Consider the following 23,180-nt stretch of genomic DNA (forward strand, 5'->3'; position numbering starts at 1 on the left):
CCTGCAGATGGGCGTGCAACCGCTGTGCAACCGGACAACCACGATGCGTACTTGAGTACCCCCTGACCGCCTGCCGAGACTGGGCACACGGCCGGATCGCCGGTTCGGCCATGGGAGGGAGATGCCGCATGGGCAAGCACGTGGTGATCCTGGACTGCTACACCGTGGAGCCGAGCGGGCTCGGGGTGCCGCCGTACCTGTCGACGTACGTGAGCACCGCGTACGCCGCCCTGGACCGGGCCTGGCCCGAGGCCGAGGTGAAGTACGTGACGATCGACGATGTCCGGTGGGGCCTGGCCGATGGACGCCCTGGGGTGGAGCCGCCCCTGAGCGACCCGCTCACCTACTCGGCGACGGTCAACCGCGAGGATGCGGTCCGGCTGCTGCGGGACGCCGAAGCGGTGGTGGTCGTCGCAGGGGACAAGGTGCCCTCGGTGCATCTTCACGCCGTGAACGGCACCGTGGACGAGATCGCCCGCGCGCTCGCCTGCGTACGGGGTCGCAGGTACCTGCTTGGCCCGATGGCCACGTACGCGCTGGCTGAGCCGGCCACCTACGCCGGGCTGTTCGACGCGGTACACACGCACACGGCGACCTCGGGGGATCTCGCGCTGGGCAGTCGGTCGGGGGCGGCGTACGACCGGTTGCGGGCGGATCGCGGCTCGTACGCGGGGCTGGTGGAGCAGATGCGTTGGCGGCCGATCGCGGAGATCGAGCTGTACCGGGGCTGCACGCGCAAGCGGTTCTGCAGCTTCTGCAACGAGCCGGTGAAGTCGGCGTCGGTCGACTTCCGGGAGGTCGACGACGTCCTGGACGAGGTGCGGTGCCTGTACGCGGCCGGAGTGCGCAACTTCCGGCTCGGCCAGCAGACCTGCTTCTTCTCCTATCAGGGGCGTGACGAGGGAGCCATCACCACGCTGCTGAGCGGGATCCGCGAGGCGTGCCCGGAACTGGAAGTGCTGCACATCGACAACGCCGACCCGCTCGCCGTCGCCTCGCCTGCGGGCAAGCGCATCGCGAAACTGGTCGCCGACTACTGCACCGAGGGCAACTGCGCCCCGATGGGGATGGAGTCCTTCGACCCGGTCGTGATCGAGCGGAACGCCCTGACCTGCACGCCGAAGGTCCTCATGCGCGCGATGGAGCACGTGAACGAGGCCGGTGCCGAGCGCGGACCGGGCGGGCTGCCCAAACTCCTGCCGGGACTGAACCTCATCTACGGTCTGCCGGGCGAGACGCACGGCACCCACATCGCCAATCTGCTCGGCCTGCAACAGATCCTGGACGCCGGATGGCTGTGTCACCGCACCAATGTCCGGCAGGCCCGCGCCTTCCCCGGCACCCCGCTGGCAGCGCTTCAGGAAGTGGAACCGCCGCCGTCGGCCGAGCAGTTCGAGTCGTGGAAGGCCGACATCGATCACGGCTGGGACCAGCCGATGAAGCAGCGCGTCTACCCGGCGGGCCTGCACATCCCGAGCCTGCACTCGTTCTTCGTGAACACGAGCGGCACCTGGTACCGGCGGCTGGGCTCGTACTCCATCCAGATCATCGAACGTGGAACAGCCGAGCCGTTGGGCACGAAGACGGAGCTGACCGTCACTGGGCACGCCCCGCGCGTGATCTACGGGGAGCGCCGTGCCGCCGTCCAGTGACGCGCTTCGCCTGCTGGCGGAGTGGGATGCGCAAGCTGTCCGTACAGCGCACGTGGGGGTGCTGCTCCCCTGGGCCAACGTCGCGGTCGAGGCGGAGCTGCCGCGCTTCGGCCTGCGCCATGTGGTCTTTCACTACGCCCGGTTGGTGCCGGCGTCGAGGACCACGGCGGTGGACGACGCCTTCTGGCACGGCTTGCGCGAAGCCGCAGCCTCGGCGATGGATTCGCTCTCCCACATCCCACTCGATGGTGTGCTGCTGGCCTGCACGTCGGCCGGGTTCACCAGCGGCACGCCGTTGCCGACGGGCGTGGTCACCGCCTTCGACGCCCTCCGGGATTCCCTCCGCCTGGTGGGAGCCGAGCGTGTCGCCTTGGCCACTCCGTACCCGAAGGAGGTCACACGGGTGGAGGTCGACGTCCTGCGACAGGCGGGTACGGCGGTGACGGAGTGGGCTGCGCTCGATTTGGTGGACGGATATCCCGGTGTGACAGGTGATCAGGTCCGTAGGCTGGTTCAGGAGATCCCACCGGAGGGGCTGGAGGCTGCGCAGGCTCTGGTCCTGTCGTGCACCGGCTGGCACAGCCAGGCGCTGCTGGCAGAACTGCAGGCCACGCTCGGCAAGCCGGTCATCTCCTCCAACCTCGCCATGGCCCTGTACGCCGCCCGACTCGTCACCGGAGCCCGCCCATGACGGTCCTCACCCCGCTCAAGCCCACCCGGCCCCAGGTCGCACGCATCTTCCGCCTGGTCGACCGCGCTGCTGCGCTGCTTGAGGTCAGACATGAGGTCGAGGCGAATCACGACGACAACCGCTGGTGGCCCGCCTCGATCACCGATACCCGGATTCGGATGCTGGCTGCCGGGTGGTCCACCCGCGTCTCGTACCGAATGATCGACACCTATGCCCGAGTCATCGCGGCAGCGGACGCGACCGGCTTTGACGTGCTGGCGGGCGGCACCGACGCCGAACTGGCCGATCTCGTCGCCCCACTCGGGCTGACACGCACTCGCATCGACTACTTCCGCTCCCTCATCGATCTCCTCGACCGCTGGGCCAAGGACGACACTGACCCACTCGCCCCGGACGGGGATCACAGCGTCTTGATCCAGCGCTTCGCGGAAGAGGTCCACGGCGCCTCGTACAAGGTCGCCCAGTGCGCGCTGCTCTACGCCCGCGGCTATCACTGCGGCATCATCCCCGTCGACTCCGGGATGGTCACCAAACTCGGCCCTGCCCTGGGCATCAAGCTCCCCAGCGGATCCGTGGCCCACGAGCACCTGCGGCACCTGTTGGAAGGGGCGGTCCAGGCGCAGGCTGAGGACTTCCGAAGACTGATCGGCCGGCACGAGTACGCCGTCACCGTGCCGTCCGATGCTCTGCCGACGTGGTGGGCGCATCTGGTGCTGATCTACTTCAAGCGCCTGTTCCTCAACCGTCCGTCGGACCGCCTGTGCCAGCGCCGCCCTGTGTGCGCGACGGCGATCGACTGTGACCACGCCTCGCCCTGACGCGCCTCATGTGGGGGGACCATGCAGCGCCTGTCCGTGATCGGCAACCTATCCCGCGACCGCACCCACTACCCGAACGGCTACGGCGCTGAGCAAGTCGGGGGCGCAGCGCTGTACATATCGCTGGCAGCCGCGCGCGGGGGAGTCCAAGCCGCTCCTGTGTCGGTGATCGGTCTGGACCTCCCCGATTTACCAGCCGACCTCCACCAACCCGGACTTGACCTGAGCGCCCTGCTTACCGTGACCGGCGCCTCGGCAGCGTTCCAACTGGACTACGACGCGGACGACCAGCTCATCGGGATGACCGCCGCCTACGGTGTTGCCGAACATCTCACCGAGCACGCCCTGGACCACATCACCCGACACCCGTGCGACCGGTACCACGTCTGTTGCCGTCGCCCCCTGGATGTACCCCTCGTCCTCCGCTCTCTCGCGTCGTCCGGCGCGACGTTCAGTGTCGATTTCATCGTTAGCAGCGCCGAGCGCATCGTGGCCGAGGCTGCGCCCTGGCTCCCGTACGCCGAGGTTGTGTTCACCAACGAGGCGGAGTACCGGCTCCTTGAACAGGTGATCGATGTCAGCGCCCTGCGGACCGTTGTCATCACGGACGGGCCACGCCCGGCCCGGCTCCTATGCCATGGACAGCAGGTCCTCACCTTTGCGCCGCCAACTGTTACCCCCGCCGAGGTCACCGGAGCCGGCGACACGCTGACCGGCACCTTCCTCGCCCATCGCCTCAACGGTCACGACGACAGCTCGGCCCTGCGCGCCGCAGTCTCCGCCGCGTCCACGCACATCCTCGCGCCTTCGCACCGCCCCTGAAGATCCCGCCTCCAAAGGGAGCCGCACGGTGTACTACGTCGCCCATCGCCTGTTCGCCGCCCACGACCGCGCCCTGGCCGCCCGCATCGCAGATCGCCTCGCAGCCAAGGTCGGAGCCGACAACGTCTTCCTGCCGTTCTGCGACACCGACGAGGAAGACCTGGTAGCCGACGTCAAGGGTCGCCGCCTGTTCGAGCTGGACAGCGAACGCCTCCGCCGCCTGACCGCCATGGTCGCCGTTCTGCACGGCCCCAGCCTGGACGACGGGGTATGCATGGAGATCGGCTACGCCACCGCGCTCGGAACCCCCGTCGTAGTGGTGACCACCGACTTCCAGACCTACTCGCTGACCGACGAAGGTCCGCAGTGGACCTTTCCCGACCCCTTGGTGGAATGCCTGGCGAGCCGCGTCGTACGGGTTGAGCGGCTTGCGCCGATTGCCTCGGCGCATGGTGGCAGCAGGTTCGAGGCATTCGTGGAACGCAACCAGGATCAGGTCGAACTTGCGGTGGAACAAGCGACGGACGCGGCCCTGGGCCTCGTCAGTGCAGCGCCCGCCCCCATGGCGCGCGCGACACAGTCTGACGCCGTCTACGTCGAGCCGTCGCCGTACGTTCCCCGTGACCCAGCGCTCGATGACGTCATGCGCTGCACCAAACGCCCAGTGCACTGGGCTGGCCGCTTCCGCGCCGCCGATCCGTACGCCGCCGCGCGAGCCGACTGGGCGAACGCAATGGCGTCGGAGCTGCTCATCGCCGACGTCTCGGGCCCCGAAGCCCCACCGGGAGCCGCCGCGCTCATCGGGGCAGCCGCCGCTCTCGGCCGCAGCGTCCTCGCGTACCAGCCGCGACCCGCTTTGAGCCACGCGCGCGGCAGGGAACCGAACTGGCGCAATTTGATGATCCAGTACGCGGTCAGCGGCCGCCAAGGACCTCGCCGCCTGGATCAACACGTGAACGAGGCTCAAGCAGCCGCCGCCTACGAGACCGTCGTCCTCGAAGGCTGCGACGGTGCCGGGAAAACTCTCGCCGCCCACTTCACGCGGGCTCACGGCTTCACGGTCGTGCACTCCATCCGCACCCCCGACCACCTCGATCTCGCCGGCCGCTACCGCGACTTGCTCCAACAACCCGGCCGGCTCGTCCTGGACCGGTGCTTCATCAGCGAACTCGTCTACGGCCCGCTGCGCCGAGGACGCTCCCGGCTCACCTGGGTCCAGGCATTCGACCTCGCCGAAGCCGTGGCCGCCCGCAACGGTGTCTTCCTGCACCTGACGGCACCGCCGGCGGTCATCCATGCCCGCCTCGTCCAGCGCGACGGCGCAGCGGAGGACTTGGCCGAGGTGACCGCCTTGGTCGCTGCCTATCACCGGGCCTTCGAGACTCTCTCCTCATACGCCCCTGTCCTCACGATCGACACCACTGTGGAAGAACTCCCCTCGACCGGGTGACGACAATGGCGGATCTCCCGACACGCGACCCACAGCCCTCGTTAGGCTGCGGCAGCACCTGCCACACCGCGTGCTCCGGAGGAGCCTTGGACATCCGATCAGCCCAAAAGCTCGCGTGGGACAACAAACTCGACAAGGGGTTCAACACCACTGATACACCCCTTGAGTTTGGTCTCCTCAATGCCGAAGTCGGCGAAGCCTTCACCGCTTGGCGCAAGCGCCTGCCCGATTTCGGCGAAGAACTGGCCGATGTCTTCCTGTACCTCGCCGCACTTGCCGAGATGAACGGGATCGACCTGCAAGGAGAGGTCCAGCGCAAGCTGGACAAGAACATCAAGCGGGTCTACGAGCGGGACGCGCATGGAGTCCCCATCCGTGTGAGCGACGCCTGAAGCCACCCGGGACTGGGGTTGTCGGGTTGTACAGGGGTTGTTCTTCGGCCGTCCTGCCGCGAACTCGTAGTAGTCGTCGTATAACAGCGGGCATCATCAGTCCATGAGCAAGCACGACGGGGGGCTTCTCGTGGCCGACCATCCGCTCGCCTCCGCTATGGCCGAGGCGGGTTGTTCCCATTCCGTGCTCGCCCGCCGTGTGAACGAGCTTGCCGCCCACCAAGGCCTGGTGATGCGCTACGACAAGGCATCCGTGACCCGCTGGATCCAGGGCAAGCACCCCCGAGGACGGGCACCGGAGTTCATCGCCGCCGCGCTGTCCGAGCGGCTGGCCCGTCACATCAGCCCCGTGGACCTGGGCTTCGCGACGGAACCCGAACGTCCGGTCGCCGCGCAGGCACTCGCTTACCGTGAAGATGTGGCTGCCACCCTGCACACGCTCGCTGAGCTCGGTTCACTCGACATATCCCGCCGTAGTCTCCTCGGCACGGTCCCCTTCGTCGCCGGGGCAGTGGCGAACACACAGCGCCACTGGCTGCTGTGGCTCGCCGAACTGGACGACGAAGCCGTCCCGCACCTGGCTGCGGCTGCCGATCAAGGGCCGGTTGAGCCGGTCCATTTCATGATCTCTACGTTCGACGAGATGGACAACCGCTATGGCGGTTCCCATGTCCGGACCGCGATCATCCACTACCTCACCACCGAAGTGATCCCGATGCTTCAGCGGCACAGGCTCCCCGAACAGCAGCGGCGCCAGCTTTTCACCGCCGCAGCGAAGCTCGCCGCGATGGCGGGCTGGTGCTCGTACGACTCCGCCGAGTACGGGCTGGCCCAGCGTTACATGACCCAGGCCCTGCGCCTGTGCGAACAAGGCCGCGACAAGGTCCTCGGCGGCCAGATCTGTGCTGGCATGTCCCACCTCGCCACCAACCTCGGTCATCCCGCCGAAGGTGTGGCCTTCGCCCGCATGGGGTTGGCCACTGCCAAGCACGCTGGCAGCCCGCTCGGCCTGATGCGCTTGCACTTGATGGCAGCTCGCGGCCACGCCGCCGAAGGCCGGGCGAAGGAGACTGCGACCGCGCTGAGCGCCGCCGAGAGCGCCTGGGAATCGAGCCGTGGCCCCGACCACGAATCCCCCTGGGTCCGTTACCTTGATCACCACTACCTCGCGGCAGAAGCCGCCCACTGCTTCCGCGACCTTGGCAACGCCAAACAGGCCGAAGCCCTCGCGGCCGACTCCGTTTTGGCCAACGGACAACGCGCACGCCGCCAAGCCATCAGCCAGGCCGTCATGGCCACCGCACACCTGCAACAGCGCCGCCTCGACCAGGCCATCGACGCGGCTGGCACAGCCCTGAAATGGCTCGGCTCCGGCGCCGTCCACTCTGAACGCTCCGTCCAAGCCCTCCGCGACTTCCGCGCCCGCCTCGAACCACACCGCAGCGAGCCGATCGTCCGGCGCTTCGAGAAGCAGGCCCAGCCGCTGCTCGGAGCAGCCTGAACAGAGCGCGAGAGCGTCAGTAGCCTTGTGGCGTAGGTGAGTTCTGCGCGCGGTCCACCGGGATGTTCGCCCCGGAGATCCCGCTCGCCTGGTCGGACAGCAGGAATGTCACCACGGCCGCGACCTCCTCCGGCCGCACCAGCTCGCCCGACGGTACCTCCCGGGTGAAAGCTGCGTACGCCCCTGGATCCTCCTGCCGCATCCGGTCCCACCGCTTTCCCGGAATCAGCATCGAGCCCGGCGACACTGCGTTCACCCGGATGTCATCCGCTCCCAACTCCCGGGCAAGCGAAGCGGCGAGATGGATCTGAGCAGCCTTCGCTGCTCCGTACTGGGCCTGCGGACCAGGCTTCCAGCCGGAAATGGAAGCAACGATGACCGCTGAGCCACCCCCGGCCGCCCGCAGGTGCGGGGCCGACGCGGCGAGGAGCCGGGCGGCATGGCCGGCATTCAGCTCCCAGGTCCTCATCCAGTCCTGGGCGCTGGCTCCCTCCAGCCCGCGACCGCTGGCACCGCCCGCGCACGCGACCACGCCGTCCAAGCCACCGAGGCGTGCTGCGGCATCCCCGACGAAATCTTCGAGCAGTTCTGGTGCGGCCACGTCCAGGGCCCGGGTGAACACCGGTGTCCTTCCCCGCTGCTCGATACGCTCGGCGAGTTGCTGGAGCTGGCCGACTCCCCGTGCGCAGACAGCCAGCGTGCACCCCTCTGCGACCAAGCGCTTGACGATGGCCTCGCCCAGACCGCGGGAGCCCCCAGTGACCAGTACTCGACGCCCTTGCAACCTCCATCCAGAGAGCGTCTGGTCTGCACTTTCGTCCATGATCCGGCTCCTTCCATCGCCTACGCGAACAACGTACAACCCCACTGCCCGCAGACATCCCCAGTGCACCCTCCCCGTTAGCCCGGTCGCAGCGTTTGTCTGTAGGAGGCGTCCTCATGGAGTCGCTCGGCTGCTCGGCGGAGGACGCGTTCTGGTCTCTCATCGGGCGCAACGGAATCGGACGTGATGATCATGATCGGCGAGCAATTCACGGCCAGGCCGCCCGAGCCTCGTGTCCACCCGCTATCGAATGCCCAATGTCGGCTTGCACTCCGCCTGGCCCCGGAGCGCAGCGAGGTTCGCCGCGCACGGCATGCGGTCGAGAAGGCCCTCATGGCTTGGGGCCTGCGACGTGTGGTGTTCGAAGCGGTGCTGTTGTCGAGCGAGTTGGTGACGAACGCCGTGGAGCATGCCCCTCACGGCGACATCGAGCTGAGCCTCTGCCACGACGACGGAATCGTCTACATCGAAGTCGAGGATGGATCCGCCAGCCCGCCTGCCCTGCAGCGCCCCGATAACGACGCCGAACACGGACGCGGACTCGAACTCGTGGGTACCTGGCCACCGCCTGGGGTTGGCGCCTCAGCGAAACCAAATCCAAAATCATCTGGTGCACCCTCGCGGTGCCGCCTGCGGGCGGCTGACCGCCTCCATGGAACGCCGTTCCCGCCGAGGTGGCAGCCCTGGCGGGGACGGTGCGCACCCCCGTGCCCGCCGGAAGCCAACGTGCCATGGCTCCCCTACCCGGCGGGCACGGGCCTGCCGCTAGAAGCTGGTCCCGTCCCCGTGCGCCCTCGCTCGGGGACCCGCCCTCGCACCCCTGGGCGAGGGCAAGCGCCGTGGATATCCCTTTGGGATATCCACGGCTATAGCTTGCTGTGCGACGCACGCTCATCGTGCCTATCCGCTCGCGCGCGTCTTCTGTGCCGTCGTCGGGGTTGAGTGCGGGGGTGGCATCGCAGTCGTCACACCCGTTGCGCTCCTGGTCAGGCTGGTACGAGTCGGAACCATGCGGCGGGTCGAGTCGTCTTGGCGCAGGGCGGCGGGGCCGAGCGGGGGCGGGTTCCTCACGGTACGCCGTGCGGGTGGACCCGTCCCGGGGAAAGGAACCGTCCCCGCGTTGAGCTGCGCGGGGACGGTTGGGACGGGTGGATACGGGTTAACGCCCGATGTGGTCGGGCTCATTGGCCTCGGGGCAGTAGCGGGTCCAGGCGTCGGCGAAGCGGTTGCGGACGAAGCCCTTTCGCTGAGTGCCGTCGGGGAAGCGGAGGTTGGCGGAGCTGATGCCGTAGTCCTTGAGCAGGATTTGCAGGCCGCGCGGGCTGAGGCCGTTGGGGCCGTGTTCGGCCCACGGGGCCTCGGTGTCGGCGCGCAGGGCGGACAGCAGGTGCTCGGTCGGGAGCGCGTCGGGGTCGCCGTAGGCGGCGAAGACGGCCCGGATGTCGGTAAGGATGCGGGTCTTCAGCCCGCCTTCCTCGTCCTGGCCGGCCTCATGCGCGGTCATCGCCGTGCAGGCGGTGCGAGCCAGGCGTGGCCAGTCGCCTCCGGCGAGGTCGGCGACGATGACCAGGGGTTCCCAGGTGTCCGCCGCGCGGTCGTCGACCGGCATGGGCGGTTCCATGCGGGCGGCGGTGTCCAACAGCGGGGTCAACCAGGTTGCGATGCGGTCGCGCAGGGCGTGGAGGGGCGGGGTGTCCCAGCGAGAGCGGAAGGACTGGACGCGTTCGCCCGGTGCCCGGCGTCGCATCCGGATGACGACTGCCCGGTCCATGATTGTGTCGGGGAGGTCACCGATGCCGGCGAGGGCCGCCATGGCGAAGGTCAGGAACTTCGTCGGTTTGTGCTCCGGCCCGGACACTCGGGTGGTCGGCCGGTTGCGCTGGTGACCGGCGTTGAGCAGGCCGCGCATCTCCTCGTTCTTCTCCGCGACCTTCGGGCTGCCGAAGAGGGTGTCCGCCTCGTCGACCAGGAGAGTCGGCGGCTGCTCGGTGATCGACCGGAAGATCGCCGCCGGAGTGGAGTTGACCGTGATGAACGGGTCGTGGACGGTGTCATGCAGCACATCCAGCAGGCGGGACTTGCCGCACCGCTTGGCGGGACCGACCACCGCCAAGCGTGGCGCGTGCTGCCACGCGGGCTGGAGGTGGGTGGCAGCTACCCACAGAGTGGCCGCGTCCAAGGCCTCCCGGCTGGGCATGATGACGTAGCGAGCGATGGCTGACCGCAGCTCGGTCAGTAGGTCAGCGCCCTTGGTCGCCGGAGCGCTCTCCTCGGGGCCGGTGGGTCCGGTCGGCTGACCGGAATCAGTGACCGGCGCCTGGTCAGTACTTCCGGTCACCCGATCACTGACCGGGGCCACTTCTGGTGTGCCGTCCTCGGTGACCGGGACAGCGGACAGGTGGGCGCCGGGCTGACCGGGGACCGCGACGAGTGGCCAGGTCGCTTTCGTGGATGCGGGGCTCATGCCGGCAGTCGTAGGCTGCATGGTGAATCTCCTCGACCGGTGGCGCGGGGCTGGCAGGCCCAGCGCCACCGTGGTTGATCGGTTAGTTGTCGGCTGCGGGGAGTTCTCCGGACCCTCGGCGTTGTAGCGCCGGGGGTCCGTTTTGCTGCGTCGGTCAGGCGGCTCGGTCTATCGCCTGGCTGTCCAGCCATGTCTCCACCTCCACCCAGCGATAGCGCAGGTGTCGGCCGACCTTGTGCGCAGTCGGTCCCTGGCGCCGGTGGTTCCAGGCGTACAGGGTGGCCAGCGGCACGCCGAGGTAGGCGGACAACTCCTCTGCGGATGCCAGCGCGCGGCGGTCCGTGCCTCCCCCTTGCCGGGCGGTGGTGCGCTGGGCGGGTATTCGTCGTTCGGAACGCGACAGCGTCACTCCATCTTGGATCGGTCCGGCGTGGTGCTGGCACACGATAGCCACGAAGTCCGGCCGCACCAACTGGCTTCCGTGGAGCATGATGGGAAGCGTTCGAAATCGATCGATGGGCAGTGACTATGCAGATCAGAGGCATCTCGGAAGTGGGCTAGGCAACACGGGTGGGTCTGATTTTGGATGGCGCGGCACAGTACGGCACGGACGGGATTGCGGACTTGACGAAGCTGTCGAACACTGATCAACATCTGGGTCATGGCTACACGACCCGTGGAGATCGGCCCGACCGGTCTTCAGACCGCCGCGAACATCGATCGCCTGCGCACAGCCCTGGGCCTCAGCCAACGTGCGCTCGCAGAACGGCTCACCGAACTGGGCCGTCCGATGCTCACTGCTGCGATCAGCAAGATCGAGCGCAGTGAGCGACGCATGGACGTCGATGACCTCGCCGTCTTCGCCGCCGCCCTCGGCGTCGCTCCCGCGACTCTGCTGCTGCCTCCCGTGGCGGACGAGACCACCGTCCGTGTGACCGGCGGTGGCACCGTCACCGCTGCTCACGCCTGGGACTGGGCAGACGGCGTCAGACCGCTGATCCCGTTGCCGGAAGACCGAGACGACGACGGTGGCCTCGCCCACGCCCTGCGCACCCGCCCAGAGGGTCGACGCGCCGACCGCCTCGTCTCTCACGAACCCGCCAACCCGAACCCCCTCGGGCGGCTCACCAAACAGGAGCTGCTGACGCTCCTGGACAACCTCAAGGAGGCACTGCTCGATGGCTGAGGTGTACGACACCTGGCACAAGGCCCGACCCAAGGCGGACGAGGCCGAATGCGCCGAGCACAAGGGCAAGTTCCGGTCCGCCGCCCACGGCAAGGGGAAGCGCTGGCAGGTCCGTTGGCGCGACCCCAAGGGCATCCAGCGCAAGGAGAACTTCGACCGCCGGGTCGACGCCGACGCGCGCTCGGCCAAGGTCGAGACCGACCTGAATCTCGGCACTTACGTCGACCCGAGCGCGGGCAAGGTCACTCTGGAGACGTTCGCCAAGACCTGGCTGGAGTCCCAGACCGGAGACCTCGGCACCATCCAGGCCGTCGAGCTGCGCATACGTCTGCACGTTCTCCCGCACCTGGGCAGTCACCAACTCCGCGCTCTGCGACCGTCCATGCTCCAGGCGTGGGTGAGCGGGCTGGAGAAGGACAAGCTCGCCGCCAGCTACGTGAAGGTCATCTTTGCGAATCTCTCCGGCATGCTCAGCGCGGCTGTGGACGACGCCCTCATCGCCCGGAACCCCTGCCGGGCGGGCTCGATCCGCCTCCCGAAGGACAACCGCCCACGCGTGCAGCCGTGGGCGCCCAGGCGGGTGCTCTCGGTCGTCAGCGCTCTCCCCGATGCGTACGCCTGCATGGCGGTCATCGGCGCCGGTTGCGGGCTCCGCCAGGGCGAGATCTTCGGTCTCGCCGTTAAGGACATCGACTTCCTCCGGGGCGTCGTCCACGTCCGCCGCCAGATCAAGCACGTCAGCAAGCAGCTTGTCTTCGCGCTGCCGAAGGGGCAGAAGGAGCGTGACGTACCACTGCCGTCGAAGGTCGGCGAGGCCATAGCCGCGCACCTGGCGGCCCGCCCGGCCCGTACCGTAACGCTGCCCTGGGCGGTGCCCGACGGGAAGCCGGTCACCGCCGATCTGCTGTTCACATCACGCGAGAGCAAGGCGGTCAACCGCAACTACTTCAACACCTACGTCTGGAAGCCCGCCCTCGCGAAGGCGGGCGTCATCGAGACGAAGCCGGAGGGCGAGAAGTACGGCGAGGCCCGGAGCGACGGCATGCACGCCCTCCGTCACCACTACGCGAGCGTGCTGCTCGACGCGGGGGAGAGCATCAAGGCTCTCTCCGAGTACCTGGGGCACTCGGACCCCGGCTTTACGCTCCGCACGTACACACACCTCATGCCCGCCAGCGAGGAGCGTACGAAGAAGGCCGTCGACCGCGCCTTGACGGCGGCGGTCGACGGCCTTTCCTCGCGAACATCCCGGGAGAGTGCCCCCGTTGTGCCCTCGGCGGCAGCCTAGAAGGCGTTACCGCAGGTCAGCGGCGTATCGACTTAGATGTCGAAGTACAGCTCGAACTCGTGCGGGTGCGGCCGGAGCTGGATCGGGGCGATCTCGTTGACGCGCTTGTAGTCGATCCAGGTCTCGATCAGGTCCGGGGTGAAGACCCCGCCGGCGAGGAGGAACTCGTGGTCGGCCTCGAGGGCGTCGAGGACGGCCGGGAGGGAGGTGGGGACCTGGGGGACGCTCGCGTGCTCCTCCGGGGCCAGCTCGTAGAGGTCCTTGTCGACGGGCTCGGCGGGCTCGATCTTGTTCTTGATGCCGTCGAGGCCGGCCAGCAGCAGGGCGGAGAAGGCCAGGTACGGGTTGCTGGACGGGTCCGGGGCGCGGAATTCGATGCGCTTGGCCTTGGGGTTGGCACCCGTGATGGGGATACGGATGGCGGCCGAGCGGTTGCGCTGGGAGTAGACCAGGTTGACCGGGGCTTCGAAGCCGGGGACGAGGCGGTGGTAGGAGTTCACCGTGGGGTTGGTGAAGGCGAGGAGCGAGGGGGCGTGCTTGAGGATGCCGCCGATGTAGTAGCGGGCGGTGTCGGAGAGGCCCGCGTAGCCCTGCTCGTCGTAGAAGAGGGGCTCGCCGCCGGACCAGAGGGACTGGTGGCAGTGCATGCCGGAGCCGTTGTCGCCGAAGATGGGCTTGGGCATGAAGGTGGCGGTCTTGCCGTTGCGCCAGGCGACGTTCTTCACGATGTACTTGAAGAGCATGAGGTCGTCGGCGGCGGCGAGGAGGCTGTTGAACTTGTAGTTGATCTCCGCCTGGCCCGCGGTGCCGACCTCGTGGTGCTGGCGCTCGACCTGGAGGCCGGAGGCCTCAAGCTCCAGGGACATCTCGGCGCGCAGGTCGGCGAAGTGGTCGACCGGCGGGGCGGGGAAGTAGCCGCCCTTGTAGCGGACCTTGTAGCCGCGGTTGTCCTCGACCTGACCGGTGTTCCAGGCGGCGGCCTCGGAGTCGATGTGGTAGAAGGACTGGTTGGCGCTGGTCTGGAAGCGGGCGCTGTCGAACACGTAGAACTCGGCCTCGGGGCCGAAGTACGCGGTGTCGGCGATGCCGGTGGAGGCGAGGTAGGCCTCGGCCTTCTTCGCCACGTTCCGCGGGTCACGGCTGTACTGCTCGCCGGTGATCGGGTCGTGGATGAAGAAGTTGATGTTGAGGGTCTTGTCCTTGCGGAACGGGTCGACACGTGTGGTCGAGAGGTCCGCGCGCAGAGCCATGTCGGACTCGTGGATGGCCTGGAAGCCGCGGATCGACGACCCGTCGAAGGCGAGCTCCTCGGTGGGGTCGAAGGAACTGACCGGGACCGTGAAGTGCTGCATGACGCCGGGCAGATCGCAGAACCGGACGTCGATGAACTTGACGCCCTCGTCCGAGATGAACTTCTTCACGTCGTCGGCGTTGTGGAACGACATGCAACTCCTCCTTGGCCCGGTCATGCGGGGACCGGATTGCGGCTATACGTGAGACCGAAATGGGGACGCACGTTGGAGCCGACGATAGGGATCGGTGATTTCCCCATCATGACTCATTCGTTTCCTGGAGGTTAACCGGACACCCTGGAGGGTGAGGATGTCAATGTGATGCTGACGCAGGCGCTCAAGTGCGGGGGCAGTACGGTGGACGGGTGGATGACAGGGACGCAATCGGATCATGGCTCTCCGGCCCACGTGCGGCGGCCGAGCAGGCAGGCGTCGACTTCGGCTACCCGGGCGAGCGCCTGGGGTTGCCGCAGGACGGGCCGGGGTCGGTGGCGAGGGTGGGGAGGCGGGTCGCGGCGCTGTTCATCGACTGGGGGCTGTGTCTGCTGATCGCATACGGCTTGATCGCTCATCGTGATGTGTCCACGGCCAATCCCTGGACGATGGCCGTCTTCGCGGTGATGAGCGTGCTGACACTGGGCACGGTCGGCAGCACCCCGGGCAAGCGGCTGCTGGGCCTGCGCCTTGTGCGGGCGGACGGCGGACGGCTCGGGGTGGTGGCGATCGCGCTGCGGACCGTACTTCTGCTGCTGGTGATCCCGGCGGTGATCTGGGACCGCGACGGGCGCGGACTGCACGACAAGGCGGTGCACGCGGTGCAGGTCAGGATCTGAGGCGCACGGAACGCTCGCCGGAAAGCCAGAAAACGGGTGGGCCCGGAGACGGAAAACCGGCTCCGGGCCCACCCGTTTCGTATGCGGAATTGTGCGGCGTGTTACCGGCCCTTCGGCATCCGCATGCCCTTGGGCATCGGGCCCTTGGGGACCGGCATGTTCTTCATCAGGTCGCCCAGGGCGCGCAGCCGGTCGTTGACCTCGGTGACCTTGGGGCCGGGGAGCACGCGCGGCAGCTTCAGCAGGATGGTGCGGACCTTCTTGAGGGAGACCTCGCCCTCGCCGGTGCCGATGATGATGTCGGTGACCGGGACGTCGAGGACGATCCGGGCCATCCGCTTCTTTTCGGCGGCCAGCAGGCCCTTGACCCGGTTCGGATTGCCCTCGCCGACGAGGACGATGCCGCCCTTGCCGACAGCGCGGTGTACGACGTCCTGGTTACGGGTCATCGCGACGGCCGGGGTCACCGACCAGCCTTTGCCCACGTTCTCCAGGACTGCCGCCGCCGCGCCCGGCTGGCCCTCGAGCTGCCCGAAGGCGGCGGCCTCTGCGCGGCGTCCGAAGATGATCGCCATTGCGAGGAAGGCCAGCAGGAAGCCCAGGATGCCCGCGTAGATGGGGTGATTGATCAAGAAGCCGAGGGCGAGGATGACACCGAAGGTGACGATTCCCACAGCCGCTACAACGAGCCCGACCTTGGAGTCGACCCGCCTGGTCATCTTGTAGGTCTGGACGATCTGCTTGAGCCGCCCAGAGGTGTTCTCGGATGTTTCCTTCCTCGCCATGCGGCAAAGGATACGTGGCCCGGACGGCCGAAGCTCCCGCAGGGTTTCTGCAACGCCGCCAGGACAGGCCCTGAAGGGCCTAGAGGCTTTCCGGGCCGGCCTTGCCGCCGGGCGACGCGGCGGCGCCGGCCAGCGCATCGATCACATGCTGGGCCTCGCGGCGGTCCTTCGCCCGCTTACGGTCCTCCAGTACCGCCGACCAAGCGTTCCGGCGGGCGGTCTGCTCGGCGCCGCGGAAGAGAAAGGACTCCACGACGCGCAGGGCTCCGGTGATCTGCTGAACGTGTGGCGCGATCTCGGTCGGCATGTGGGCCCCCTTGGTGCGGCTCGGAACCGCATGGATGTACCTGAATCCAGAGTCACCACATTGTGTTACCAGTCCGTGACCGGCCGGTCAAACTCCCATGAAACCCGCGCGGCAGCCCCGCGACGAGCCGCCACGTCAGGGGCTTGCGGCCCCCTCCGACGTGACGGAACCCACGCTGCTCCTTGGGCTAAACGGCGGTACGGCTGCGGCGCCGCTCCATCGCCTGCTGGAAGAGCCTTCCGGCCCGGTACGAGGAGCGGACCAGCGGCCCGGACATCACCCCGGCGAAGCCGATCTCCTCGGCCTCCTCCTTCAGCTCAACGAACTCGTGCGGCTTCACCCACCGCTCGACGGGGTGGTGCCGCGGCGTCGGCCGCAGGTACTGGGTGATGGTGATCAGCTCGCAGCCGGCGTCGTGCAGGTCCTGCAGCGCCTGGCTGACCTCCTCGCGCTCCTCGCCCATGCCCAGGATGAGGTTGGACTTGGTGACCAGTCCCGCCTCCCGGGCCCGGGTGATGACCTCCAGGGAGCGCTCGTAGCGGAACGCCGGGCGGATCCGCTTGAAGATCCGCGGCACCGTCTCGACGTTGTGCGCCAGTACCTCCGGGCGGGCACCGAAGACCTCGGCGAGCTGCTCGGGGACGGCGTTGAAGTCGGGGATGAGCAGCTCGACCTTGGTCCGGCCGTCGGCCCGGCCGGCGGTCATGGCGTGGATCCGGCGGACGGTCTCCGCGTAGAGCCAGGCGCCGCCGTCCGCCAGGTCGTCACGGGCGACGCCGGTGATGGTGGCGTAGTTCAGGTCCATGGTGACCACGGACTCGCCGACCCGGCGCGGCTCGTCGCGGTCGAGTGCCTGCGGCTTGCCGGTGTCGATCTGGCAGAAGTCACATCGCCGGGTGCACTGGTCGCCGCCGATGAGGAAGGTCGCCTCGCGGTCCTCCCAGCACTCGTAGATGTTGGGGCAGCCGGCCTCCTGGCACACGGTGTGCAGGCCCTCCGCCTTCACCAGGCTCTGCATCTTCGTGTACTCGGGGCCCATCTTCGCCCGGGTCTTGATCCATTCGGGCTTGCGCTCGATGGGGGTCTGGCTGTTCCGGACCTCCAGACGCAGCATCTTGCGACCGTCGGGTGCGACAGCGGACACGTCCGGCTCCCTCTACGACTTCAATTCTTCGGTACGCACCAGCGTACGCCTGTGGATTGCGGGCCCGTACGTGCGTACGGGCCACCGGACGGCACTGTCAGACGGCACGGGCCAGCGGCTCCGCCGCCGTCAGCACGCCGTGCAGGTGCTTCTCGATGACCGGCAGGACGTCCGGTGCGGAGATGTCCCGGCCCAGCTCATTGCTGAGCGAGGTGACCCCCGCGTCGCGGATGCCGCAGGGCACGATCCGGTCGAACCAGGTGTTGTCCGGGTTGCAGTTCAGCGAGAAGCCGTGCATGGTGACGCCCTTGGCGACCCGGATGCCGATCGCTGCGAGCTTGCGGTCCTCGCGGCGCTGTCCGGCGTTGGACGGCGCGTACTCGGGGCCGTTGAGCCGGGGGTCGAACTCCTCGTCGTTGACGCGGGGGTCGAGGTCCAGGGTGAGCCCGCCGGTCGCGGGGCCGGGACCCTCAACCTGCGCTGCGTCTCGGCTGCGCCGCTCGACGGGGTCGCCGAGCACCCACACACCACTGCGGCCCTCGACGCGGGTGGTCTCCAGGCCCAACTCGGCGCAGGCGAGGATCAGGGCCTCCTCCAGCCGCCGTACGTGGGCGACCACGTCCACCGGACGCGGCAGTTTGAGGATCGGATACCCCACGAGCTGGCCGGGGCCGTGCCAGGTGATTTTGCCGCCGCGGTCCACGTCGATGACCGGGGTGCCGTCCAGGGGGCGCTCGTTGTCCGCTGTGCGCCGTCCCGCGGTGTAGACGGGCGGGTGCTCCAGCAGCAGGCAGGTGTCCGGGATCTCGTCGGCGAAGCGAGCGGCGTGCACTCGCCGCTGCTCCTGCCATGCCTCTTGGTAGTCGACGGCGTTCGCGCCGAACCCCAGGTGAACGAAGTGCAGGTCACTCACGGCGACTCCCGGTCTCACTGCTGATGCTGTGTTTGCTGCGGTTGCTGTGTTTGCTGCGGTTGCAGCCTCATTTGGCGCTCCCGCCACTGTACGTCCGGGAAGAGTCTGCGACGCAGGCGGCCGAGAGCTAGCACGGGAGATGGGATGGACGGAAGGGTTTCGGCTGCAGAAACGGTTTTAATTCACCCGTTCTGGCGAATGCGCCGCCTGGGTAGTGATCGAAGCAGTACGGACCGTTACATTCACGCCGTTCTTGAGATAGCGATATAGCCCAAAAGGCAGGGGACCGCACCGCTGATGACCGACCGATCCACGCGTCGCTCTCCCAACCGCCGTCTTGCCGCGCTGATCGCCGAAGCGGGGTTCTCCAACGCGGGGCTCGCCCGCCGGGTGGACCAGCTCGGCATCGAACATGGCTTGGACCTCCGCTATGACAAGACCTCCGTCACCCGCTGGCTGCGCGGCCACCAGCCGCGCGGCACCACCCCCGCGCTGATCGCCGAGGTGTTCACCCGGCGCCTCGGCCGGCGGCTCTCCGCCACGGACCTCGGTATGGACGCGGTCGCGCCCGTCTACGCGGGGCTGGAGTTCGCCGCCTCACCGGACGAGGCCATCGACATCGTCAGCGGGCTGTGGCGCAAGGACACCGGCAGCCAGACCGACGTACGCAGGATCGCCTTCACCCCGGCCGGGCTCGTCGTGCCCAGCCGGGACTGGCTCATCGGCGGTTCCGACGAACGCGTCGCCCACACCTCCGCCGAGGCCCTGGCGCCGCCACGGGTGCCGGCCCAGACCCGGGGGCCCGCCGCCCCGGCCCGGCCCGCCCGCCAGCGCGTCACCATGGGCGAGATCGCCGCCCTCCGCTCGGTCGGCGACCTCTTCCGCTCGCTCGACAACGCCTACGGCGGCGGCCACGCCCGCCAGGCCCTCGTCCGCTACCTCGAACACGAAGCCGAGCCCATGCTCCGCGGCACTTACGGCGAGGCCCTCGGCCGCCGCCTCTTCGGCTCCGTCGCCGACCTCACCCGGCTGGCCGGCTGGACCTCGTACGACATCGGGGCACACGGCCTCGCCCAGCGCTACTTCGTCCAGGCGCTCCGCCTCGCCCAGGCCGCCGGGGACCGCGTCTACGGCGGCTACGTCCTGGTCACCATGAGCCGCCAGGCCGTGTACCTCGGGCACGGACGCGAAGCCGTCCAGCTCGCCCGCGTCGCCCAGCAGGGCGTGGGCACCAGCGCCCCCGCCGTCGTCCAGGCCCTTCTGCACTCCGCCGAGGCACGCGGCCACGGCCTGCTCGGCGAGGTCCGGGCCTGTACCGCCGCCCTCATCCGAGCCGAACGCGCCCTGGAGGCCGCCCGCCCCGGCGACGACATCCCGCACTGGGTCCGCTTCTTCGACGAGGCCCAGCTCGCGGACGAATTCGGCCACTGCCACCGCGACCTCCAGCAGTACCGCGCCGCCGCGCAGCACGCCGAGCGCTCCCTCCAGCTGCGCGCCCTCGGCTACGCCCGCAGCCGTCTGTTCTGCCGCACCGTCCTCGCCTCCGCCCGGCTCGGGCTGGGGGAACTCGACGCGGCCTGCTCGCTCGGCGGCGAGGCGATGCAGCAGGCCGTGGAGATGCGGTCGACGCGGGCTTTGGAGTACGTACGGGAATTCGGGCGCCGGCTCGAGCAGCACCGTGACGCGACGCCCGTGCGTGCCTTCTACGAGCGGGCGGCCGTGCTTGGCGTTGTCGCGGCGGGGTGAGTGTTGCCTGCGGTGCTTTCCCCCTCCCCGCCCCTTCCCGGCTGCGTCCGATTTGCGGCTGGCGCCGCGTGGGGGGCTCCGCCCCCAGATCCGCCCCCTACGCCCTGGCGGGCGTGGGAGGGACCCCCAGTCCTCAAACGCCGGACGGGCTGGATGGTTGCCGGGTGGGCACAACCCGGCAACCGGCCCGCGCGCATAACGGGCCCCAGCCCTACGCCGCCTCCGGCGCCTCCTCGGCGCCGAGGGCCGGGCGGGCGCCGAAGTCACGCATGATGTTGTGCGCGACGCGGCGCCCCGAGAACAAGGCGCCCTGGACGGTGCTGGTGTCGCGGTGGTCGCCGCAGACGTAGAGGCCGTGCAGGACCCGGACGGGCCGGCGCAGATCGTGGGGTGCCGGCATGGCGGGAACGGCCTGGGGGTCGTGGTGGACGGAGAGCGACTCCCAGGCGGCGGTGGAGGTGCGGTAGAGCTCGGCGAGATGGGCCCGGACAGCGGTGTCCGGAACGGGCGGACCGAGGATCACGGAGGTGATGAGCCCGCGCCCGGCCGGGGCGCGGGACGGGTCGATCTGGCTGGCCGGAAAGGTGTGCGACACCGGGCCACGGCGGTCGGCGTCGAGGATCAGGGCGGCGTCGCGCAGCGGGGCGGAGGCGGGGACGGCGTGGTGGACGACGGTCACCGGGTGGAAGCCGGGCACCCGCAGGCCCGGCAACAGCTCCGCGGCGGTACGGGCCCCGGTCGCGACGACCACCGCGCGGCACGGCAGTTCGGCGCCGTCCGCCGTCACCACACCGGTCGTGGAGGCGGCCACGGCCCGCACCCCGAGCCGTACCGTGCCCGGCGGCAGGGCGGCGGCAAGCCGCTCCGGCACCGTCGCGGCGCCGCCTTCCGGCAGGCAGGTGCGGCCGAGGGCGAAGGCCCGCAGCACGAGATCCGCGCACCGACTGGAAGTGGTCAGCCCCGGGTCGCAGAGCAGCGCCGCCAGCAGTGGCCGCAGAAAACCGTCAACCGTGCGGGGCGCGAAGGCGGCCAGCGCCTCCGACGCCGTTGTCTCGGGGCGGGCCAGCAGCCGTTCCGTCGGCGTATCGGCGAGCCGCCCCAGCGCCGCGCGCAGCCGCGCCTTGTCCAGCGGCGACCCGATCGGCGCCCGCGCCGCGGAGAACGCCCCCCGCGGCGCTCCCACCTTGTACCCGCGCCCCGCGGCCCGCACCAGTGCGCCCGGCGCGAACCGGCACAGTCGCAGGCCGCCCAGCCCGGGGGTCCGGCGCAGCTCGGGATACGCGGTATTGAGAAGCTGGGGGCCGCGGTCCAGCCGGAAGCCGTCCACCTTGTCGGTGGCCATCCGGCCGCCCACATGGTCGTCCGCTTCGACGACGGTGACTCTCAGCCCCGCGTCGGCCAGGTGGCGTGCGGCGGCCAGTCCGGCAAGTCCGGCTCCGATCACCACAACGTCTGTGGAGTGTGTGGCGCATGTAGAACGTGCTGCTGCTGGTGAGAGCACGATGCCCCTCCCCGGGGTCGACATGGTTCCCCGCGCGTCAGCTGGCGCTTGCGGGGTCATTCCCCCAACGGGCACGTCTGATACCGCCGCGGCGGCTATTGGCCGACACTCAGTGCGGCACGGATCGCCCCGTCGATCTCCGGGAAGGCGTACGAGAACCCCGAGTCGAGCAGCCGCCGGGGCACCACGCGCTGGCTGCCGAGCACATCCTGCGAGAATTCGCCGAGCGCCAGGCGCAGCGCGGGCGCGGGAACGGACGCGAGCGTCGGCCGGTGCAGTATGCGGCCCATCGCGGCGGTGACATCGCGGTTCGTCAGCGGCTCGGGGGCGGTCAGATTCACCGGACCGGAGAGCTCCGGGGTGTCGATGATATGGCGCAGGGCGGCGATCTCGTCATGCAGCGCGATGAAGCTCCAGTACTGCCGCCCATCGCCGAGCCGGCCGCCCAGACCCGCTTTGAACAGCGGGAACAGCCGCCCCCACGCGCCGCCCTCCCGCGCTACGACCAGCCCTGTGCGGGCGAAGACCGTCCGGATCCCGGCCTCCTCGGCGGGCGCCGCCGCGTCCTCCCACTCCTGGCAGAGACCGGCGAGGAACCCGTCGCCGGGCGGCGTTCTCTCGTCCACCCGCCGGTCGCCGGTGTCGCCGTAGATGCCGATGGCGCTGCCGCAGACCAGGACCCCCGGCGGCGTGTCGAGGCAGGCCGCGGCCTCGGCGATCGCGGCCGTCCCCAGCACCCGGCTGTCCCGGAGGGTCTTCTTGTACGCCGCCGTCCAGCGATGGTCCCCGATGCCCGCCCCCGCCAAGTGCACGACCGCATCTACGCCGAAGAGGCCGGCGGTGTCCACATAGCCGCGCTCCGGTTCCCAGCGCACTTCGTCCGGCGTGGCCGGTCCCCGTCGTACCAGACGTACGACCTCGTGCTTGTCGGCGAGCAGCGAGCGGCTCAGGGCGGAGCCGATGAGGCCGGTGGAGCCGGTGATTGCGATGCGCATAAAGCCATCCTGCCGCCGGATGCGTAGTGGCAGAGTAACGATCACGTCAGACACGCGAATCAGACCCGGGCAGCTGTCCGACGACGCGGCCCTCATCGCCCTCGATCATGCGACCTGGTCGCATCTGCACGCCGTTCAGCCCCGCCCGGCGCCCGGTGCGCGCTTCTTCGACTTCACCCACACCCCGGACGCGTACCTCGTCGCCGAGAACGACGGCCGGCTGGCCGGATACATACGCCTCGCCCCGCCGAGCCCGCTCGCCTGCAACGCCCACGTCCGCCAGATCCAGGGACTCGCCGTCCACATCTGGGCGCGCCGGTGCGGCGTGGCCCGTGCGCTTCTCGACGCGGCGCTGGACGAGGCCCGCCGCCAGGGCGCCACCCGCGTCACCCTGCGGGTCCTCGGGCACAACGCCCCGGCCCGGCGGCTCTACGAATCGCTGGGCTTCGCGGTGGAGGGCGTGCTGCCCGGTGAGTTCCTGCTCGACGGGGAGTGCGTGGACGATGTGCTGATGGGGCGCAGCCTGTAGCGAGCGTCCCCCTGCGGTGCGTGATGCGCGGTGCCGGTCGATGGCTGA

At 69.2% G+C, this 23,180-nt stretch carries 23 protein-coding genes; 13 read left to right on the top strand and 10 right to left on the bottom strand.

The annotated features are described in order from the left end of the window. Positions 1-128: 128 nt before the first annotated feature. The 7 genes from FCI23_RS26915 (at position 129) to FCI23_RS26950 (ending at position 7,326) form a co-directional block, all read left to right on the top strand. On the top strand, positions 129-1,652 hold the full coding sequence (locus tag FCI23_RS26915; RefSeq protein ID WP_136726524.1) for a radical SAM protein: 1,524 nt from the start codon (positions 129-131) through the stop codon (positions 1,650-1,652). After that, on the top strand, positions 1,636-2,343 hold the full coding sequence (locus tag FCI23_RS26920; RefSeq protein ID WP_136726525.1) for a maleate cis-trans isomerase family protein: 708 nt from the start codon (positions 1,636-1,638) through the stop codon (positions 2,341-2,343). The genes FCI23_RS26915 and FCI23_RS26920 overlap by 17 nt, the downstream gene beginning before the upstream one ends. Next, on the top strand, positions 2,340-3,161 hold the full coding sequence (locus FCI23_RS26925) for a hypothetical protein (RefSeq protein ID WP_136726526.1): 822 nt from the start codon (positions 2,340-2,342) through the stop codon (positions 3,159-3,161). The genes FCI23_RS26920 and FCI23_RS26925 overlap by 4 nt, the downstream gene beginning before the upstream one ends. A 21-nt stretch (positions 3,162-3,182) precedes the next feature. Beyond that, the gene (locus tag FCI23_RS26930) at positions 3,183-3,983 is read left to right on the top strand and encodes a carbohydrate kinase family protein (RefSeq protein ID WP_136726527.1); all 801 of its coding nucleotides are present in this window, start codon (positions 3,183-3,185) and stop codon (positions 3,981-3,983) included. 28 nt (positions 3,984-4,011) lie between these two features. Further along, positions 4,012-5,433, top strand: a complete 1,422-nt coding sequence (locus FCI23_RS60135) for a nucleoside 2-deoxyribosyltransferase (RefSeq protein ID WP_246144043.1) — start codon at positions 4,012-4,014, stop codon at positions 5,431-5,433. A gap of 86 nt (positions 5,434-5,519) precedes the next feature. Then, positions 5,520-5,825: a MazG-like family protein gene (locus FCI23_RS26945; RefSeq protein WP_136726528.1), complete on the top strand. Its 306-nt coding sequence runs from the start codon at positions 5,520-5,522 to the stop codon at positions 5,823-5,825. A 103-nt stretch (positions 5,826-5,928) separates the two neighbouring features. After that, positions 5,929-7,326: a hypothetical protein gene (locus tag FCI23_RS26950; RefSeq protein WP_136726529.1), complete on the top strand. Its 1,398-nt coding sequence runs from the start codon at positions 5,929-5,931 to the stop codon at positions 7,324-7,326. A gap of 16 nt (positions 7,327-7,342) precedes the next feature. On the opposite strand, the gene FCI23_RS26955 is transcribed toward FCI23_RS26950, so the two are convergent. Further along, positions 7,343-8,149, bottom strand: coding sequence for an SDR family NAD(P)-dependent oxidoreductase (locus FCI23_RS26955; RefSeq protein ID WP_136726530.1), 807 nt, complete (start codon positions 8,147-8,149; stop codon positions 7,343-7,345). 192 nt (positions 8,150-8,341) lie between these two features. On the opposite strand from FCI23_RS26955, the gene FCI23_RS26960 reads away from it, so the two are divergent. After that, entirely contained in the window at positions 8,342-9,091 is a 750-nt protein-coding gene (locus tag FCI23_RS26960; protein ID WP_265737773.1) for an ATP-binding protein, read from the top strand. 217 nt (positions 9,092-9,308) lie between these two features. Here FCI23_RS26960 and FCI23_RS26965 read toward each other — a convergent pair whose 3' ends face one another. Together FCI23_RS26965 and FCI23_RS26970 are read right to left on the bottom strand one after the other, a co-directional pair. Then, a complete protein-coding gene (locus FCI23_RS26965) occupies positions 9,309-10,634 on the bottom strand; it encodes a DUF3631 domain-containing protein (RefSeq protein ID WP_136726531.1) in 1,326 nt (441 codons plus the stop codon). Positions 10,635-10,767: 133 nt separating this feature from the next. Continuing rightward, on the bottom strand, positions 10,768-11,103 hold the full coding sequence (locus FCI23_RS26970) for a helix-turn-helix transcriptional regulator (protein WP_136726532.1): 336 nt from the start codon (positions 11,101-11,103) through the stop codon (positions 10,768-10,770). A gap of 171 nt (positions 11,104-11,274) precedes the next feature. Between FCI23_RS26970 and FCI23_RS58375 the strand changes: the two genes are divergently transcribed. Both FCI23_RS58375 and FCI23_RS26980 read left to right on the top strand, forming a co-directional pair. Next, positions 11,275-11,799: a helix-turn-helix domain-containing protein gene (locus FCI23_RS58375; protein WP_211265488.1), complete on the top strand. Its 525-nt coding sequence runs from the start codon at positions 11,275-11,277 to the stop codon at positions 11,797-11,799. Further along, the gene (locus tag FCI23_RS26980; RefSeq protein WP_136726533.1) at positions 11,792-13,087 is read left to right on the top strand and encodes a tyrosine-type recombinase/integrase; all 1,296 of its coding nucleotides are present in this window, start codon (positions 11,792-11,794) and stop codon (positions 13,085-13,087) included. Before FCI23_RS58375 ends, FCI23_RS26980 begins: the two co-directional genes overlap by 8 nt. Positions 13,088-13,119: 32 nt before the next feature. On the opposite strand, the gene glnA is transcribed toward FCI23_RS26980, so the two are convergent. After that, positions 13,120-14,532, bottom strand: coding sequence for a type I glutamate--ammonia ligase (gene glnA, locus FCI23_RS26985; protein WP_136726534.1), 1,413 nt, complete (start codon positions 14,530-14,532; stop codon positions 13,120-13,122). A gap of 212 nt (positions 14,533-14,744) precedes the next feature. Here glnA and FCI23_RS26990 point away from each other — a divergent pair, with 212 nt between their 5' ends. Further along, positions 14,745-15,212, top strand: coding sequence for an RDD family protein (locus FCI23_RS26990; protein ID WP_136726535.1), 468 nt, complete (start codon positions 14,745-14,747; stop codon positions 15,210-15,212). Positions 15,213-15,313: 101 nt separating this feature from the next. On the opposite strand, the gene FCI23_RS26995 is transcribed toward FCI23_RS26990, so the two are convergent. The 4 genes from FCI23_RS26995 to lipB form a co-directional block, all read right to left on the bottom strand. Next, positions 15,314-15,997 (bottom strand): DUF4191 domain-containing protein, encoded by a 684-nt coding sequence (locus FCI23_RS26995; protein WP_136726536.1) that lies wholly within the window; start codon positions 15,995-15,997, stop codon positions 15,314-15,316. Positions 15,998-16,076: 79 nt separating this feature from the next. Beyond that, positions 16,077-16,304, bottom strand: coding sequence for an SCO2195 family GlnR-regulated protein (locus FCI23_RS27000; RefSeq protein ID WP_136726537.1), 228 nt, complete (start codon positions 16,302-16,304; stop codon positions 16,077-16,079). Positions 16,305-16,491: 187 nt separating this feature from the next. Then, positions 16,492-17,448 (bottom strand): lipoyl synthase, encoded by a 957-nt coding sequence (lipA, locus tag FCI23_RS27005; protein ID WP_136726538.1) that lies wholly within the window; start codon positions 17,446-17,448, stop codon positions 16,492-16,494. Between the two features lie 97 nt (positions 17,449-17,545). Continuing rightward, on the bottom strand, positions 17,546-18,361 hold the full coding sequence (gene lipB, locus FCI23_RS27010; RefSeq protein WP_136726539.1) for a lipoyl(octanoyl) transferase LipB: 816 nt from the start codon (positions 18,359-18,361) through the stop codon (positions 17,546-17,548). Between the two features lie 297 nt (positions 18,362-18,658). Between lipB and FCI23_RS27015 the strand changes: the two genes are divergently transcribed. Further along, positions 18,659-20,107, top strand: coding sequence for a regulator (locus FCI23_RS27015; protein ID WP_136726540.1), 1,449 nt, complete (start codon positions 18,659-18,661; stop codon positions 20,105-20,107). A 211-nt stretch (positions 20,108-20,318) separates the two neighbouring features. Here FCI23_RS27015 and FCI23_RS27020 read toward each other — a convergent pair whose 3' ends face one another. Both FCI23_RS27020 and FCI23_RS27025 read right to left on the bottom strand, forming a co-directional pair. Beyond that, positions 20,319-21,632, bottom strand: coding sequence for an NAD(P)/FAD-dependent oxidoreductase (locus tag FCI23_RS27020; protein ID WP_136726541.1), 1,314 nt, complete (start codon positions 21,630-21,632; stop codon positions 20,319-20,321). Positions 21,633-21,703: 71 nt separating this feature from the next. Continuing rightward, positions 21,704-22,603, bottom strand: coding sequence for a TIGR01777 family oxidoreductase (locus FCI23_RS27025; protein ID WP_136726542.1), 900 nt, complete (start codon positions 22,601-22,603; stop codon positions 21,704-21,706). A 19-nt stretch (positions 22,604-22,622) separates the two neighbouring features. Here FCI23_RS27025 and FCI23_RS27030 point away from each other — a divergent pair, with 19 nt between their 5' ends. Further along, positions 22,623-23,132, top strand: coding sequence for a GNAT family N-acetyltransferase (locus FCI23_RS27030; protein ID WP_136726543.1), 510 nt, complete (start codon positions 22,623-22,625; stop codon positions 23,130-23,132). Positions 23,133-23,180: the final 48 nt, after the last annotated feature.

The sequence above is a fragment of the Actinacidiphila oryziradicis genome, from assembly GCF_005047355.1.
Lineage (GTDB): Bacteria > Actinomycetota > Actinomycetes > Streptomycetales > Streptomycetaceae > Actinacidiphila > Actinacidiphila oryziradicis.

Bases quoted from the DNA above. Each gene is read 5' to 3' on its own strand.
- glnA (WP_136726534.1), bottom strand. From the start codon at position 14,532: ATGTCGTTCCACAACGCCGACGACGTGAAGAAGTTCATCTCGGACGAG.
- FCI23_RS26955 (WP_136726530.1), bottom strand. From the start codon at position 8,149: ATGGACGAAAGTGCAGACCAGACGCTCTCTGGATGGAGGTTGCAAGGG.
- FCI23_RS26965 (WP_136726531.1), bottom strand. From the start codon at position 10,634: ATGCAGCCTACGACTGCCGGCATGAGCCCCGCATCCACGAAAGCGACC.
- FCI23_RS27030 (WP_136726543.1), top strand. From the start codon at position 22,623: ATGCGTAGTGGCAGAGTAACGATCACGTCAGACACGCGAATCAGACCC.
- FCI23_RS26950 (WP_136726529.1), top strand. From the start codon at position 5,929: ATGAGCAAGCACGACGGGGGGCTTCTCGTGGCCGACCATCCGCTCGCC.
- FCI23_RS26970 (WP_136726532.1), bottom strand. From the start codon at position 11,103: ATGCTCCACGGAAGCCAGTTGGTGCGGCCGGACTTCGTGGCTATCGTG.
- FCI23_RS27000 (WP_136726537.1), bottom strand. From the start codon at position 16,304: ATGCCGACCGAGATCGCGCCACACGTTCAGCAGATCACCGGAGCCCTG.
- FCI23_RS26930 (WP_136726527.1), top strand. From the start codon at position 3,183: ATGCAGCGCCTGTCCGTGATCGGCAACCTATCCCGCGACCGCACCCAC.
- FCI23_RS27025 (WP_136726542.1), bottom strand. From the start codon at position 22,603: ATGCGCATCGCAATCACCGGCTCCACCGGCCTCATCGGCTCCGCCCTG.
- FCI23_RS26960 (WP_265737773.1), top strand. From the start codon at position 8,342: ATGATCGGCGAGCAATTCACGGCCAGGCCGCCCGAGCCTCGTGTCCAC.
- FCI23_RS58375 (WP_211265488.1), top strand. From the start codon at position 11,275: ATGGCTACACGACCCGTGGAGATCGGCCCGACCGGTCTTCAGACCGCC.
- FCI23_RS27015 (WP_136726540.1), top strand. From the start codon at position 18,659: ATGACCGACCGATCCACGCGTCGCTCTCCCAACCGCCGTCTTGCCGCG.
- FCI23_RS26915 (WP_136726524.1), top strand. From the start codon at position 129: ATGGGCAAGCACGTGGTGATCCTGGACTGCTACACCGTGGAGCCGAGC.
- FCI23_RS26925 (WP_136726526.1), top strand. From the start codon at position 2,340: ATGACGGTCCTCACCCCGCTCAAGCCCACCCGGCCCCAGGTCGCACGC.
- FCI23_RS27020 (WP_136726541.1), bottom strand. From the start codon at position 21,632: ATGTCGACCCCGGGGAGGGGCATCGTGCTCTCACCAGCAGCAGCACGT.
- FCI23_RS26980 (WP_136726533.1), top strand. From the start codon at position 11,792: ATGGCTGAGGTGTACGACACCTGGCACAAGGCCCGACCCAAGGCGGAC.
- FCI23_RS26995 (WP_136726536.1), bottom strand. From the start codon at position 15,997: ATGGCGAGGAAGGAAACATCCGAGAACACCTCTGGGCGGCTCAAGCAG.